The sequence below is a fragment of the Mesorhizobium sp. B4-1-4 genome (assembly GCF_006439395.2).
GTDB lineage: Bacteria > Pseudomonadota > Alphaproteobacteria > Rhizobiales > Rhizobiaceae > Mesorhizobium.
Genome location: NZ_CP083950.1, coordinates 3,079,874 through 3,094,714, shown reverse-complemented (window position 1 = coordinate 3,094,714; position 14,841 = coordinate 3,079,874). Strand labels below are relative to the sequence as shown.

The following is a 14,841-nucleotide window of genomic DNA, read 5'->3' as shown; positions in this document are numbered from 1 at the left end:
GTGTTTCAGCTTCCCGGTGCTGAGGTCTCCCACCGTCACGGCGCATATACCGCTGCCCCGCCTCTTTCCCTTGTAGTCAGCGATGGCCGTACTGGCTGACCAGCTCGGGGTCTCGGACGAGGCCATCGAGCCATGTCGGATCGAGCTTCGGCACCGAGGAGAACAGAAGCTTCGAATAGGGGTGGGTGGGCGCCTTCAATTTGTCGGGCGTAATCTGCTCCACCCGCTCGCCATTGTACATGACCATGATCTCGTCGCAGATCGCTTCGACGACCGAGAGGTCGTGGCTGATGAAAATGTAGGAAAGCCCCAACTCGCGCTGCAGTTCCTTCAGCAGTTCGATCACGGCGGCCGCCACTACCGTGTCGAGCGCCGAGGTGATTTCGTCGCAGATGATGAGCTTGGGCCCGGCCGCCAGGGCGCGCGCGAAGTTCACCCGCTGCTTCTGGCCGCCCGAGAGCTCCGACGGGCGACGGTAGCGCAGCGCCCGCGGCAGGCGGACCATGTCAAGAAGTTCGTCGACGCGCTTCGAGCGCGCCTGCCGGTCGAGCCGGTGGTAGAAGGCCAGCGGACGGGAGATGATGTCTTCGATCGGCTTGGCTGGATTGAGCGCGGTGTCGGCATACTGGAACACGATCTGCATCTCGCGCAGCTGGTCCTGGCTGCGTTTGCCTGCGGCACGCTCCAGTTGCTTGCCGTCGAAGATGATGTCGCCGGCCGCGGCCGGATGAATGCCCGCGATAACGCGCGCGAGCGTCGATTTTCCGCAGCCGGATTCGCCGATGACGCCGAGGTTGCGTCCTTTCTCGACTACCAGGCTGACGGTATCGACGGCCCGGATAAGTGGCAGTCCGTCATCTCGCAGCGCGCCATAGCCGGCAGTCACATTGTCGATGCGCAGCAACGGCTTCGCGCCGGCATCTGCGTCCGCATGCGCTTGCCGCGGCTTCGGTTCGAAGGCAGCAAGCAGTTCGCGCGTGTAGGCGTGCTGGGCAGCCGAAAGAATCTGAACCGTGCTGCCGGTCTCCTGCACTTCGCCGCCCTTCAGCACGACGATGTGGTCGGCGATCTGGGCGACGACGGCGAGATCGTGGGAAACATAGACCCCAGCTATCCCACCCGCCCGCATGACCGACTTGAATGCCTTCAGCACGTCGATCTGCGTCGTCACGTCGAGTGCCGTCGTCGGCTCGTCGAAGATAACCAGCTTGGGATCGCCGATAAGGGCCATGGCCGCCGACAGCCGCTGCAATTGCCCACCTGAAACCTGGTGCGGATAACGGGCGCCGATCCCTTCCGGATCCGGCAGCGACAAGGCCCTGAACAGCTCGACAGCCCGCTTTCGCGCCTTCTGGGGGGGCATCAGCCTGTGGATGCGCGTAACCTCGATCACCTGCTCCATGATGGTCGACGAGGGATTAAACGAGGCTGCGGCACTTTGCGGAACATAGGCAATGTCGGTGCCTCGCAACCTGGCGCGCTGCTTTTCGGAAAGTGCGGCCATGTTCTTGCCGTTCACATTGATCTCGCCACCGGTGATCCGGCAGCCCGGTCGCGCGTGCCCCATGAGCGAGAGCGCCACCGTTGTCTTGCCGGAGCCGCTCTCTCCGATCAGGGCGACGATCTCGCCGTCGGCGATATCGAGACTGACGCCCTTGATGATTTCGACGACACGTCCGGCGTCGGTCGTCGCCTCGATCCTCAGGTTCCGGACCTCGACGAGATTGGTCATGCGTCCCTGTCCCTGATCTTCTGCGGCAGGTTGTCGATCAGCAGGTTGACGCTGATGGTGAGGCTGGCGATCGCCAGCGAAGGCACGATGACTGCCGGCGCCGCGAAGGGCAGGCCGCCGATGTTCTCGCGCACCAGCGCGCCCCAGTCGGCGAGCGGCGGCTGCAGGCCGAGTCCCAGGAACGAGAGGCCGGAGAGCAGGAGCACGATGAAGACGAAGCGCAGGCCGAAGTCGGCGAGCACCGGGCGGATGATATTGGGCAGGATCTCCGACCCGATGAGATAGACGATGCTCTCGCCACGGACGCGAGCGACGGTCATGAAATCCATGGTGTTGATGTTGACGGCGAGCGCCCGCGCGAAGCGGTAGGCGCCTGGTATATAGATGACGGCCAGCGTCAGGATCAGCGCCGGGATCGACGAGCCGACCGCGGCAACGACCACAAGGCCGAACAGTTTGCTGGGAATGGAATTCAAGGCGTCGAGGAAGCGGCTGAGGCAGGTGTCGAGCCAGCCGCCGGTGACGGCCGCGATCATCCCCAGCACGACGCCCGAGAAGCAGGCGATGGCGACGGCGGCGAGCGATATGCCGACGGTGTAGCGCGCGCCCATAAGCACCCGCGAGAGCATGTCGCGCCCCAGATAGTCCGAGCCGAGCCATAACCCCTGACGCATCGGGCCGAAATAATCGTCGTCGACGATGTCTCCAATCGAATGAGGAATGATGTAGGGCGCGAGGATCGCGACGAGCGTCCAAGCCAGGATGACCAAAGCGGCCACGATGCTCACGAGGCTGTAGCTGTGGCCCAGGAAGGACCGACGGGAGGTTGTGGCGCGCGCAACCGTCATCTGAGCCTCGGGTTGGACATGATGGCGACGACATCGGCGGCGGTGATGAGCAAGAGGTAGCCGAGGCAGAAGATCATCGCGCAGCTCTGGATCAGCGGCAGGTCTCGGGTGGCGACTGCATCGACCATCAGCTTGGCGATGCCGGGATAGTTGAAGATCGTCTCGACGATGATGACGCCGCCGACCAGATAGGACAGCGAGAGCGCGACCGCGTTGACGATCGGCCCGAGCGCGTTGGGAAGTGCGTGCTTGAGCACCATGCGGCCGCGTGAGGCGCCTTTGAGCAGCGCCATCTCGACATAAGGCGCGGAGAGCGTTTCGAGTACCGCGGCGCGGGTCATGCGGATCATCTGAGCGGAGATGACGAAGGTCAGCGTGATCACGGGCATTGCATAGATGCGCACGAGGTCGGTCAGAGTATGCGCCTCATTGACCGAGGACAGCGCCGGCAGCCATTTAAGATAAACGGCGAAGAGCAGGACCGCGAGGGTCGCGACCATGAATTCCGGCACGGAGATGACGCCGATCGAAACGACGGTGACGGTGCGATCATAGAGGGAGCCGCGCAGCATGGCGGCGGTGATACCCAACGTCAGCGCCAGGGGCACCGAGAGCAGGGTGGTGATGCCGGCAAGCTCCATGGTGTTGATGAAGCGCCCGCCGATCAGCGCCGCGACCGGCATCTGGTTGGCATAGGAAGTGCCGAGATCGCCGTGGAGCAGGCCGAGAAGCCAGCGCAGGAAGCGAAGGATTGCCGGATCGTTGAGATGCATGGCCTCGCGCAGGCCGGCGACGGCTTCCGGAGTCGCCGCCTGGCCGAGCAGGATCGACGCGGTGTCGCCGGGCAGCATGCTGGTGGCGAAGAACACGGCGAACAGCACGATCAGAAGCGTGACGGCCGCGATCCCCAGCCGCTTCAGCACGAGGTTGAGAACCCCAGACGTCATGGAAGCGCTCCCTGCGGTTGTTCGGCCAAGCAATCTTGCGCAATGAAATGCCGGGGGCTGGCTGACTGGCCCCCGGCTGGCTTCCCTCAGGCTTCGAGCCAGAGATATTCCGCCATTGCGTAGCCCATCATGCCACCGAGCGGGTTCGCCTCCAAACCCTTCACCTTGCTGGAGAGGGCATCCACGTTGGAAATGTAGGCCGGGATGATGGTGCCGGCCTCCTCGGAGACCATAGCCTGCATCTGGCCATAGATCTCCTTGCGCTTGGCCTGGTCGAGCAGGCCGCGCGCCTCGATGAGCATCTTGTCGAACTTCTCGGACTTGTACTGGCTTTCGTTCCACGGCGCGTTGGATGCGTAGAGGAGCGAGAACAGGATGTCCGGCGTCGGGCGCGGATTGATGTTGCCGAAATGGATTGGCGCCTTGAGCCAGTAATTGTCCCAGTAGCCGTCGGCCGGGACGCGCTGGACGTCGAGCTTCATACCGATATCCGCGCCGGCGGCCTGGATGATCACAGCCATGTCGATCGACGAGGTGGCGGCGTCGGAAGCGACCACCGGGATGGACTGGCCGAGCAGGCCTGCCTTCTGGAAGTGGAACTTCGCCTTGTCCGGGTCGAAAGCCTTCGGCTTGACGTCGGCGTTGTGGAAGACATTGGCCGGCGAGACGGGCTGGTCGTTGCCGATTTCACCGAGGCCACGCAACGCCGATTTGACGATCTGCTCGCGGTTGACGAGATATTTCATGCCGGCCACGAAGTCGGCCTTGTTGCCGGGGTCCATATCGAGCCGAATGTTGAGATCCGTGTAGTTGCCCGAGGTCGTCTTCGACACTTCGAAGCCCTGCTGGCCGCTGATGAGCTTCATCGCGCGCGGATTGATCGAGGCGGCGAAGCTGATGTCACCGGACAAGAGCGCGTTGACACGGGCGCTGTCGTCACTGATGGCGATGAATTCGAACGAATCCAGGTAGGGCTTGCCCGATTTCCAGTAGTTCTTGTTCTTGGTGACCACCGAACGCACGCCAGGCTCGAACGTTTGCAGCACGAACGCGCCGGTGCCATTGCCCTTGGAGAAGTCCGTGGTGCCGTCCGCGACGATCATGAAATGGTGCAGCGCCAGGATGGTCGGCAGGTCGGCATTCGGGTCGGCGAGCGTGATTTCCACGGTCGACTTGTCGACCGCCTTGAAGCCGGTCATCTGCGCCGCGATCTTGGCGACCTTGGAACCGACCGACTTGTCGAGATGGCGCTTCAGCGAGAAGACGACGTCGTCGGCGGTGAGGTCCTTGCCGTCGTGGAAGGTGACGCCCTTGCGCAGCTTCACGGTCCAGGTCTTGGCGTCCTTGCTGTCGAAGCTTTCGGCCAGCTCCATCTGCGTGACGCCATCCTTGTCGAGGAAAGTCAGTCGGTTGTAAAGCGAGCAGCAGCGGACATAGTCGGTGGAGAGCGACGCCTTTGCCGGATCGAGCGTATCGGCGGTCGAGGACGACCAGCCGGCGGCTTTGAAATTTCCGCCGGAGACCGGCGTGGCGGCTACGGCCTGGGTGGCGCGGCCGAGCACGAGGCTGCCCGCGGCAACCGCGGCGCCACCGGCCAACAGCATCTTGAGAAGTTCGCGGCGGCTTGCACCCCGCCGAATGGCATTTTCGACCATGGCATCGTCTGCGCTGGTCCAGTTCGTGATCTTGTCGGTCATGTTCATTCCCCTTTCTGTTTGTTTGGTCAGGATGCTCGTCTTGCTGCGGCTTTCCGAGCTTTGGCTCAGGTTCGTTCCTTCAGGCTTTCCCGAACGGCCGCTGCAAGGGAGGCCATCGAGGTGAAGTGGTGGTCTGGTACGGTGAAGCGCTCGGGCTCGATCGTGCCGCCATAGCCCTTCTGGGCGTGCCGGCGCTCGATCCAGCAATTGGTCATGCCGAGCGCCCGGGAGATGCCGATGTCGTGATACTGGCTTTGCGCCACATGCAGGATGTCGTCCCTGCTGTCGCCGCGAGAGGCCACGAAATCGAAGACCTTCTGGAAGAAAGCAGGGTCGGGTTTTTCCGTGCCGGTGTCGTCGGCCGTGAAGGTGGCGAAGAAGGGTGATCCGAGCTGCTTCTCGAAATGATCGAGCGCCCAGCGCCGGGCATTGGTCATGGCAATCAGCTTGTGTGACTTCGCAAGCTCGGCCAATGCCGCCGCGCTGTCGGGGAAACCTCGCCAGGCACTGGCGGAGTCCCGCAGCCGGACGCCATATTTCTCCTCGGCCGGCAGGCCGAGCTGTGGCGCGATAACCATGTAGACACGCACGAGATCGTCGGGAAACAGGCCCGCATCGGGCATGTAGCGAGCCTGCCGGTACAGAGCCAGCGCGGCTTCGCCATCGATGGCAACGCCGGCCTCGGCGGCAATCCCGGCCATGCAGGTCGTAATGCCGCCTTCGAAGTCGATCAGCGTGCCGACAACGTCGAAGGTCATATATTTGAATTCGCTGAAGCCCCTGGCCAAGACTGGCTCTCCTCTGCGCGCGGCCGAATTAATCGTGCTGAACAGAACAAAATTCCGTGCTGTCCGGGGCGTCGGCCTTTTCAAAGACCCGGAAATTCGGGTGTTCTGGCCTTGTCTTAAGAGCAGTCTGGCACTTCCCCCGCGCTGGATTCGCCGAAAAGGCGTAAGGGGGCGGCACAAAATTGCGAAATCATCTGCCCCGGCGATATTTCGAGACACGAAATATTCGCTGCCCGTCATGGCAGGGCCTGGCGAACATCCGGGTCCTCGAGCGTCTGGTCGAGCGTTCGGCGCGTGCGCTCGACGATCACGTCGATGTCGCTGTCTGTGCAGCACAGCGGGGGTGCATAGCCGATAACCCCATGCGCAAAGGCACGGATGATGAGGCCGTTGTCCCATGCCCTGTCGAAGACCCGCCGCGCCGGCATGGCCGACGCCGGAAGCGGCGTCTTCTTCTCTTTGTCGACGACCAGTTCGATCGCCGCGAGCATGCCGCGACCGCGCACATCGCCGACCAACGGGTGATCGCGCAAGCCCCACAGACCAGCCATCAGGCGGGCGCCGGCCTTGATGCCGTTCTCCAGAAGACCGTCTTCGTAGAGCTTCAGAACTTCGAGGGCGACGGCGGCGCTGACCGGGTGGGCGGAATAGGTATAGCCGTGGCCGACCGCCGAGGCGCCCGCGCCATCGGCGATGACCTCGTAGACATGGTCGGCCATGAACACGGCGCCCATGGGAACATAGCCCGAGGTCAGACCCTTCGCGGTCGTCATGAAATCGGGAACGATGTCCTCATCCGTGCAGGCAAACAGGGGCCCGGTGCGGCCGAAGCCGGTGATCACTTCATCGGCGATGAACAGGATGCCGTACTCCCGGCAGAGTTCGCGCATGGCCTTGATCCAGCCTTTCGGTGGAACGATGACGCCGCCCGAGCCCTGGATCGGCTCGGCATAGAAGGCGGCGACCCGCTCCGGCCCGATCTCCTCGATCTTGGCCCTCAGCGCGGCAAGCGACGCGGCGATGATCGCGTTGCCGTCCTCGCCTACCGGGTTGCGGTAGGGATAGGGGGAAGGGATCTTGTGCTGCCAATCAAAAGGAATGCCGAAACCGGCGTGAAAGGCGGGCAGGGCGGTCAGGCCCGCGCCGACCACCGACGAGCCGTGATAACCCTGCTCGATGGAGATGAACTGGTCCCGCTTCGGCTCGCCCTTCGCATTCCAGTAGTAGCGGACGAAACGGATCGTGCTGTCGACCGCGTCCGACCCCCCGAGCGTGAAATAGACGTGGTTGAGATCGCCGGGCGCGCGCTCGGCCAGTTCCGAGGCGAGCCGGATGGCTGGCTCCGAGCCGAGGTCGAAATAAGCGGTAGCGTAGGGAAGCTCGCGCATCTGCCGGGCTGCCGCCTCGACGATGCTGTCGTGGCCATAGCCGGCGTTGACGCACCACAACCCCGCGAAACCGTCGAGAAGTTGCCGGCCGGACGCATCGGTCACGGTGACGCCCTTGGCCGATTTCAGCACGCGTACGCCGACCGCCTCATGGCCGCGATAGGAGGCGACCGGATGGATGAGATGGGCGCGGTCGAGTTCGATCAGGGAATTGGCGAGCATTGTTGTTCTCCGGACTAGCCAAGCGCCTGGTTGGCGAGGGCGAAAATTTTTGGCCTGGACTGTCCAGAATCTTTCTTGGGCGGACGGTCCATGGCCACCCCGCCGCCGACATGGGCGAGGCCGATTTCCTCGAGCCAGCCGGCAATGCCGGTCCTGCTGTCGGTATCGACACGCAGGAAGGCGCCGGGGCGGGTCGCGGCGAAGAACGCGATCAGGGCCTTCGCGGCGTCAGCACTTCCCGCGATCACCGGACCGATCACCTCGCCGCGTCCGAACGGTCGGATCGCGGCATAGGCCACGATGGCCCCGTTGCGGCGGATCACGGCGAATTGGCCGCGCTCGGCCAGCGCATCGATCAGGGCTTCACGGTCGGCGCCATAGGCACCGCGGTCCAGCGCCTTGATTTCCGGCAGGTTATGGGCGCTTGCTGCGTCCACGCCGTCGGGCGCCTCAAGCTTGGTGACCTTGCCCTGATGCTGCATGATGGTGCCGGAGGGCACGAAGCCCAGCTTCTGATAAAGAGGCATGCCGTCGGTCGTCGCGACGAGCCGCAGCGGACGTTCGCCCGCGAGGGTGAAGGCTTGCTCCATGAGACGGCGCCCGAGCCCCTTGCCCCGCGCGTTCCTGTCGACGATCACCATGTTGATCATGGCGCAGTCCTTGCCGTAGGGCGTGACCAGGATGGTTCCGGCGACGCGGCCCTGGTCGTCGAGCGCGACCGCGCCGCTCGAAAGCTGCAGAGCCATCTGCCAGTCCTGCTGCCGATGCGGCCATTTCTCCTGGCGGGAAAGCGCCACCGCGCCCTCGATGTGGTCGGGCCGGAAGGCCTGGAGTTCGATCTCGCCCTGCTGCATTGAGCGTCCTTTCGTCTGATGCCAAGTTTCGGCCATCGGCGCGCAGCAGATCGTCTGAAGACCTCGGCTTTGGCAGTATCTTTCGCCGTAGCGCGACGGGCGCGCCGCATCTTGTGCCGGCGCCGTCCGAAGCGAACGCGCCACGCCACGAAACCGCGCTGCCATCGCCAGGCAAGATGCTACAGCGTGCCAAACGGGATGGCGGATACGGAACTTTCTGCTTTCGGGAGGTTCATTTCGGTCAGGTGACTCGCCGTGTGCCGGCATATGATCAGGCATCCCGAATGCGGATGTGCTTCCACCGGAGATCGACGGACATGGCTTCCTTCAGGCCCAAATACATCACCTTCGACTGCTACGGCACGTTGACCTTCTTCCAGATGGCGGAAGCGGCGCGCGATCTCTACGGCAGCCGTCTCGACGAACCGCGCATGCAGGAGTTCATCAAGAACTTCGCGGCCTACCGGCTCGACGAGATCATGGGTGACTGGAAGCCCTATGCCGATGTCGTCCACAACGCGCTCGAACGCGCTTGCAAGCGCAACGGCGTCGCCTTCAGCGCCGAGGACGCCAGAATGGTCTATGAGCGCGTCCCGACCTGGGGGCCGCACCCGGACGTCCCGGCCGGCTTGGCGAAAGTCGCCAAGGAAATCCCGCTGGTCATCCTCTCCAACGCCATGGACGCGCAGATCATGTCCAATGTCGAAAAGCTCGGCGCGCCATTCCATGCCGTCTACACGGCCGAACAGGCGCAGGCCTACAAACCCCGCTTCAGGGCGTTCGAGTATATGTTCGACATGCTGGGCTGCGGCCCGGAAGAGGTGCTTCACTGTTCGTCTTCGTTCCGCTACGACCTGATGTCGGCACACGACCTCGGCATCAAGAACAAGGTCTGGGTCAATCGCGGCCACGAACCGGCCAACCCGTATTACGGCTATGTCGAGATCGCCGATATTTCGAGTCTTCCGAGCGTGGTCGGGCTTTGAGACAGGCAGGATGCCGATGAAGTTGGTCTCCTACTGGCACGACACCGCCCCAGTCTTTTCCGGCGGCGCGCAAGGCCCGGTCCAGGGGCACTACGACGCCGCCATCGTCGGCGGCGGCTTCACCGGTCTCGCCGCCGCGCGCCATCTGGCGAAGGCGGGCGCGAACGTGGCAGTGCTGGAAGCGGAGCGGGTGGGCTGGGGCGCGTCGGGGCGCAATGGCGGGCACCTGAACAACGGCCTTGCGCATAGCTACCTTTCGGCCAAGGCGGAGCTCGGCAAGGAACGGGCGATCGCACTTTACCGGGCGCTGGACAGTTCCATCGACATTATCGAGGCGCTGGTCGCCGAGGAAGGCATCGACTGCAATTTCCGCCGCGCCGGCAAGCTGAAGCTTGCCTCCAAGCCGCAGCATTTCGAAGCGATCGCGCGCAACTTCGAAGCCATTCATGCCGAGGTGGATCCGGACACGGCGCTGCTGTCGGCGACCGATCTCAAGTCCGAGATCGGCTCTCGCTTCCATGGCGCCATGCTGTCGAAGAAGAGCGCCATGATGCATATGGGCCGCTATGTGGCCGGCCTCGCCACGGCCGCCGTCCGCCACGGCGCCGTCATCCACGAGAACGCAGTGGTGACTGACCGCAAGCAGGCCGGCAACAGGCATCAGATCACCACCTCCCGCGGCCAGATCAGCGCCGACAATCTACTGGTGGCGACCGGGGCGTACACCACGCCGAATTTCGGCTATTTCCGCCGCAGGATCATCTCCGTCGGCAGCTTCATAATCGCCACCAGACCGTTGAGCGATGCCGAGATCGCAGCGACCATGCCTGGCAACCGGACATGCGTGACCTCGATGAACATCGGCAACTATTTCCGGCTTTCGCCGGACAAGCGCCTGATCTTCGGCGGCCGCGCGCGCTTTTCGGCGACATCCGACCAGCGCTCCGACGCCAAGAGCGGACAGATATTGCAGGCGGGCCTCGCCGCGATTTTCCCGCAACTCGCCAAGATCGAGATCGACTATTGCTGGGGCGGGCTGGTCGATATGACCAAGGACCGTTTCCCGCGCGCCGGCTACCAGGACGGAGCCTGGTACGCGATGGGCTATTCCGGCCATGGCGCGCAGCTTTCCACCCATCTCGGCATGATCCTGGCCGACGCCATGCTTGGCCGCGAGGACCGCAATCCGATGAGGGGGCTCGAGTGGCCATCTATTCCAGGCTACTCGGGCAAGCCCTGGTTCCTGCCGATGGTCGGGCTCTACTACAAGGCGCTCGACCGGATACGGTAATCAGCAATCCGGCGCGGCCGGGCCTCAGCCCAGCCCGCCGATATGGAAGCTCTTCATCTCGAGATATTCCTCGATGCCGGCCTGTGCCCCCTCGCGCCCGAGGCCGGACTGCTTGACGCCGCCGAAGGGTGCCACCTCCATCGACACCGAGCCGGTGTTGAGCCCGACCATGCCGAACTCCAGTGCCTCGCCGACACGCCAGGCGCGTTGCAGGTTTTCAGTGTAGAAGTAGGAGGCAAGCCCATAGGGCGTGCCGTTGGCCAGCGCGATTGCCTCCTCTTCCGTCTCGAAGCGGAAAAGCGGCGCGACCGGACCAAAGGTCTCCTCGCCGGCGAGCTGCATATCCTTTGTCGCGCCCGTCAGCACCAGCGGCGCGACATACTGAGCTCCCTCCGGCAGTGCCGGGCTCGTCGTGACGATTGCGGCGCCTTTGGCGAGCGCGTCCTCGACGTGCCGGTTGATCTTCTCGACCGCTGCCATGTTGATCATCGGCCCGATGGTGACGCCGGGCTGTGTGCCTGGCCCGACTGTCATGGCGTTGACGCGGGCGGAAAGCCTCGCGGCGAAAGTTTCGTAGACGCCGGCCTGGACGAGGATGCGGTTGGCGCAGACGCAGGTCTGACCGCCATTGCGGAACTTCGAGGCGAGCGCGCCCTCCACGGCGAGATCGAGGTCGGCGTCGTCGAAGACGATGAAGGGCGCATTGCCGCCGAGCTCCAGGCTGAGCCGCTTCACGCTGTCGGCCGCCCCGCGCATCAGCAGCGAGCCGACTCGCGTCGAGCCGGTGAAGGAGATCTTGCGCACGGTCTCGTTCGCCATGATCTCGTTGCCGATCTCGGCCGGCATGCCGGTGACGATATTGATGACCCCGGCGGGGATGCCCGCCCGTTCGGCGAGCACGCCGAGCGCCAGCGCCGAATAGGGCGTGAACTCGGACGGCTTGACGATCACGGTGCAGCCGGCAGCGAGCGCCGGCGCGACCTTGCGGGTGATCATCGCGTTGGGAAAATTCCACGGCGTGATGATGCCGCACACCCCGACCGGCTCCTTCAGCACGATGATGCGGCGGTCGGACGTCGGCGAAGGAATCGTGTGGCCGTTGATCCGGCGCGCTTCCTCGGCGAACCATTTGACGAAGGAGGCGCCATAGCGGATCTCGCCCCTGGCCTCATCCAGTGGCTTGCCCTGTTCCGTCGTCAGGATCAGTGCCAGATCGTCCAGATGCGCGAGCATCAGGCTATGCCAGGCTTCCAGGAGGCCAGCGCGTTCGGCGTTGGTCTTTTTCCGCCAATCCCGATAGGCGGAAGCCGCGGCATCAATGGCCGCGCGGGTCTCGGAGCCGGCCATGTCGGGCACCGCGCCGATCGCGGTCTGCGTCGCCGGATCGACGACATCGACCGTTCTGCCGGAGCCGGCCCCGACCCATTCGCCACCGATCAGGCCTGCCTGGCGGAAGAGAGTTTTGTCCTTCAAGTTTTTCATCGAAAAGACCTTGCAATCAGGTGAGTGCCGCGATGACGGTGGCCGTGATGGCCTCCGTCCGGTCCTTGCCGGCAATGGTGCCGATGCCTCTGGCGGTCGTCGCCTCGAGCGCCTTCATGACGCGGCCGCCCGCAGCCTTTTCGCCGAGATGATCGAGCATCATGGCGCCGGACCAGATGGCGGCGATCGGATTGGCGATGCCGAGATGGGCGATGTCAGGCGCGGAGCCGTGCACCGGCTCGAACATGGATGGCGCCGAGCGGTCGGGGTTGATGTTGGCGGAGGCGGCGTAGCCCAGCCCGCCCTGGATCGCTGCGCCGATATCGGTCAGGATGTCACCGAAGAGATTGGACGCGACGACCACGTCCAGACTTTCCGGTGCCATGATCATGCGCGCGGCAAGCGCATCGACATGATAGCTGGTCACGGCGACGTCGGAGTATTCCGCGGCGAGCTTTCGCGTGATCTCGTCCCAGAACACCATAGAATATTTCTGCGCATTGGATTTTGTGACGGAGGCAAGCTTGCCCCGCCGTGCCCGTGCCTGCTCGAAGCCGAAGCGAAGGATGCGCTCCACGCCGGCGCGGGTGAAGATCGAGGTCTCTACGGCGACCTCGTCCGCAGTGCCTTGATGCACGCGCCCGCCGGCGCCGGAATATTCGCCTTCGGTGTTCTCGCGGATGCATAGGATGTCAAAGTTTTCCGCCCGTAACGGTCCCGTGACGCCGGGAAGCAGGCGGTGCGGCCGTATGTTGGCGTACTGCACGAATGCCTTGCGAATTGGCAGCAGCAGGCCGTGGAGCGAGACGGAATCCGGCACCTCCGCCGGCCAGCCGACCGCGCCGAGCAGGATGGCGTCGAAGCCGCGCAGGGTCTCAATGCCATCCGCCGGCATCATGCGGCCGGTTTCCTTGTAGAATTTGCATGACCAGGGAAATTCGGTTGCCCCTAGCGCAAAGCCGGACTGCGTGGCCACCGTTTCCAGCACCGTCCACGCGGCGGCGGTCACATCGCTGCCGATGCCGTCACCGGGGATCAGGGCGATCGAATAGGACTTCATCGGCATCTCTCTAGAGGCTGACCAGGACGCTTTTGGTCCTGCGATTGGCGAGATAGGCCTCGCGGCCAAGGTCCTTGCCGATGCCGGAGCGTTTGTAGCCGCCGGTCGGCAGGATGTGGTCGCGCGAGCGGCTGTAGCGGTTGACCCAGACGGTGCCCGCTTCGAGCTTGCGCGCGATGCGGATCGTGCGGGACAGGTCGGCGGTGAACAGGCCGGAAGCCAAGCCGTAGGTCGGATGGCTGGAGAGCGCCAGCGCCTCGTCCTCGGTCTCGAAGGTCTGGACGGTCAGGACCGGACCGAAGATCTCCTCGACGATCGCCGGATTGGCCTGGTCGACATTGGCAATCAGCGTCGGCTCGTAGAAATAGCCGGGGTTCTCCATCGCCCCGCCGCCGGTCAGGCATTCGCCGCCGGCCTCGATGGCGGCTCGCACGATGCCATCGACACGTGTCCGTTGCCTGTCTGAGATAATGGGCGAATAGTGCGTCGCCTCGTCCCAGGTAGGGCCCGGGCGCACCGCCTTCATCCGCTCCAGAATCGCGGCCGTCAGCCTGTCCGCAACGGTCTTCTCGACAATCAGGCGCGTGCCGGCGACGCAGGCCTGGCCGGCGTTGAAGGTGACGCTGCCGGCGATCGCTGTCGCCGCCTTGTCGAGATCGGCATCCGCAAAGACGAGCTGCGGGCTTTTGCCGCCGAGCTCCAGCGTCATCGGCTTGACGCCGGTGCGCGCGACATTCTCCATGATGGCCGAGCCGGCGCGGGTCGAGCCGGTGAAGCTGACCTTGGCGATCTCTGGATGGCCGGTGAGCACCGTGCCGGTCGTCGGGCCGTCGCCGAGCACGATGTTTATGAGCCCGGCCGGCAAGCCTGCTCTGACGGCGAGCTGCGCCATGTAGACTGCCGAGAAGGGCGTCATCTCGGAGGGCTTCAGCACGACGGCATTGCCGGCGGCCAGCGCCGGGCCGAGCTTCCAGCCGGCCATGGAAATGGGAAAGTTCCACGGTGTGATCGCGCCGACCACGCCATAGGGTTCGCTCATGATCATGCCGAGGCTGGCATCGTCGGTCGGCACGAGCTCGCTGCCTTCCTTGTCGGCGAACTCGGCGAAGAAGCGGATCTGCTCGGCGGTGACGGCGATGTCGCCGGCGATGAGCTGTCCCACGGGCCGGGTCGAGCTCATGGCCTCGATCCTGGCGAGCGTTTCGGCTTCCACCTCGATCAGGTCTGCCCAGGCCTGGAGCGCCTTGGTGCGTTCGCGAGGCCGAATGCCGCCCCAGTTGCTGGACTTCAGTGCGGCTTTGGCGCTCTCTACCGCGCGGGCGACGATGTCGCTGCCGGCAATGGGGCAGGCGGTGTATGACTTGCCGTCAGACGGTCGGCGCATCTCGATCGCACCCTCGGCCGCGATCAGCTCTCCGCCAATGAAATGCCCAACGGGGAAGGGAACTGTATCCGGATCGAAGCTTAGGCTCATGGGCGACCACTTTCCTGCATTGACCGGAGCGTAGCGCGTGCCAGCACGCAGCTTGCGCTGTTCGGCGGCCCG

General features: G+C 64.3%; 12 protein-coding genes. 2 read left to right on the top strand and 10 right to left on the bottom strand.

Annotated features, from left to right (window positions below):
• Positions 1-76: 76 nt before the first annotated feature.
• The 7 genes from FJW03_RS14900 to FJW03_RS14870 all read right to left on the bottom strand — a co-directional run bounded on the left by FJW03_RS14900 (position 77) and on the right by FJW03_RS14870 (position 8,476).
• Entirely contained in the window at positions 77-1,732 is a 1,656-nt protein-coding gene (locus FJW03_RS14900; RefSeq protein WP_140698198.1) for an ABC transporter ATP-binding protein, read from the bottom strand.
• On the bottom strand, positions 1,729-2,580 hold the full coding sequence (locus FJW03_RS14895; RefSeq protein WP_140761726.1) for an ABC transporter permease: 852 nt from the start codon (positions 2,578-2,580) through the stop codon (positions 1,729-1,731). The genes FJW03_RS14900 and FJW03_RS14895 overlap by 4 nt, the downstream gene beginning before the upstream one ends.
• Positions 2,577-3,527, bottom strand: a complete 951-nt coding sequence (locus tag FJW03_RS14890; protein WP_140761723.1) for an ABC transporter permease — start codon at positions 3,525-3,527, stop codon at positions 2,577-2,579. The genes FJW03_RS14895 and FJW03_RS14890 overlap by 4 nt, the downstream gene beginning before the upstream one ends.
• 86 nt (positions 3,528-3,613) lie before the next feature.
• The gene (locus FJW03_RS14885; protein WP_140761720.1) at positions 3,614-5,224 is read right to left on the bottom strand and encodes an ABC transporter substrate-binding protein; all 1,611 of its coding nucleotides are present in this window, start codon (positions 5,222-5,224) and stop codon (positions 3,614-3,616) included.
• Between the two features lie 65 nt (positions 5,225-5,289).
• The gene (locus FJW03_RS14880) at positions 5,290-5,982 is read right to left on the bottom strand and encodes an HAD-IA family hydrolase (RefSeq protein WP_413466508.1); all 693 of its coding nucleotides are present in this window, start codon (positions 5,980-5,982) and stop codon (positions 5,290-5,292) included.
• Positions 5,983-6,248: 266 nt separating this feature from the next.
• The gene (locus FJW03_RS14875; protein ID WP_140761717.1) at positions 6,249-7,622 is read right to left on the bottom strand and encodes an aspartate aminotransferase family protein; all 1,374 of its coding nucleotides are present in this window, start codon (positions 7,620-7,622) and stop codon (positions 6,249-6,251) included.
• Between the two features lie 14 nt (positions 7,623-7,636).
• A complete protein-coding gene (locus FJW03_RS14870; protein ID WP_140761714.1) occupies positions 7,637-8,476 on the bottom strand; it encodes a GNAT family N-acetyltransferase in 840 nt (279 codons plus the stop codon).
• 317 nt (positions 8,477-8,793) lie between these two features.
• Between FJW03_RS14870 and FJW03_RS14865 the strand changes: the two genes are divergently transcribed.
• Both FJW03_RS14865 and FJW03_RS14860 read left to right on the top strand, forming a co-directional pair.
• A complete protein-coding gene (locus tag FJW03_RS14865) occupies positions 8,794-9,462 on the top strand; it encodes a haloacid dehalogenase type II (RefSeq protein WP_140761711.1) in 669 nt (222 codons plus the stop codon).
• A 16-nt stretch (positions 9,463-9,478) separates the two neighbouring features.
• Entirely contained in the window at positions 9,479-10,753 is a 1,275-nt protein-coding gene (locus FJW03_RS14860) for an NAD(P)/FAD-dependent oxidoreductase (protein ID WP_140761867.1), read from the top strand.
• A 24-nt stretch (positions 10,754-10,777) separates the two neighbouring features.
• Here the strand turns inward: FJW03_RS14860 and FJW03_RS14855 are convergent, their stop codons facing one another.
• Genes FJW03_RS14855 through FJW03_RS14845 form a run of 3 tightly spaced genes read right to left on the bottom strand, consistent with a single transcriptional unit; the run spans position 10,778 to position 14,769 of the window.
• Positions 10,778-12,235, bottom strand: coding sequence for an NAD-dependent succinate-semialdehyde dehydrogenase (locus tag FJW03_RS14855; protein WP_140761709.1), 1,458 nt, complete (start codon positions 12,233-12,235; stop codon positions 10,778-10,780).
• 16 nt (positions 12,236-12,251) lie between these two features.
• Positions 12,252-13,295 (bottom strand): tartrate dehydrogenase, encoded by a 1,044-nt coding sequence (locus tag FJW03_RS14850; protein ID WP_140610881.1) that lies wholly within the window; start codon positions 13,293-13,295, stop codon positions 12,252-12,254.
• Between the two features lie 10 nt (positions 13,296-13,305).
• The gene (locus FJW03_RS14845; RefSeq protein ID WP_140610882.1) at positions 13,306-14,769 is read right to left on the bottom strand and encodes an aldehyde dehydrogenase family protein; all 1,464 of its coding nucleotides are present in this window, start codon (positions 14,767-14,769) and stop codon (positions 13,306-13,308) included.
• Positions 14,770-14,841: the final 72 nt, after the last annotated feature.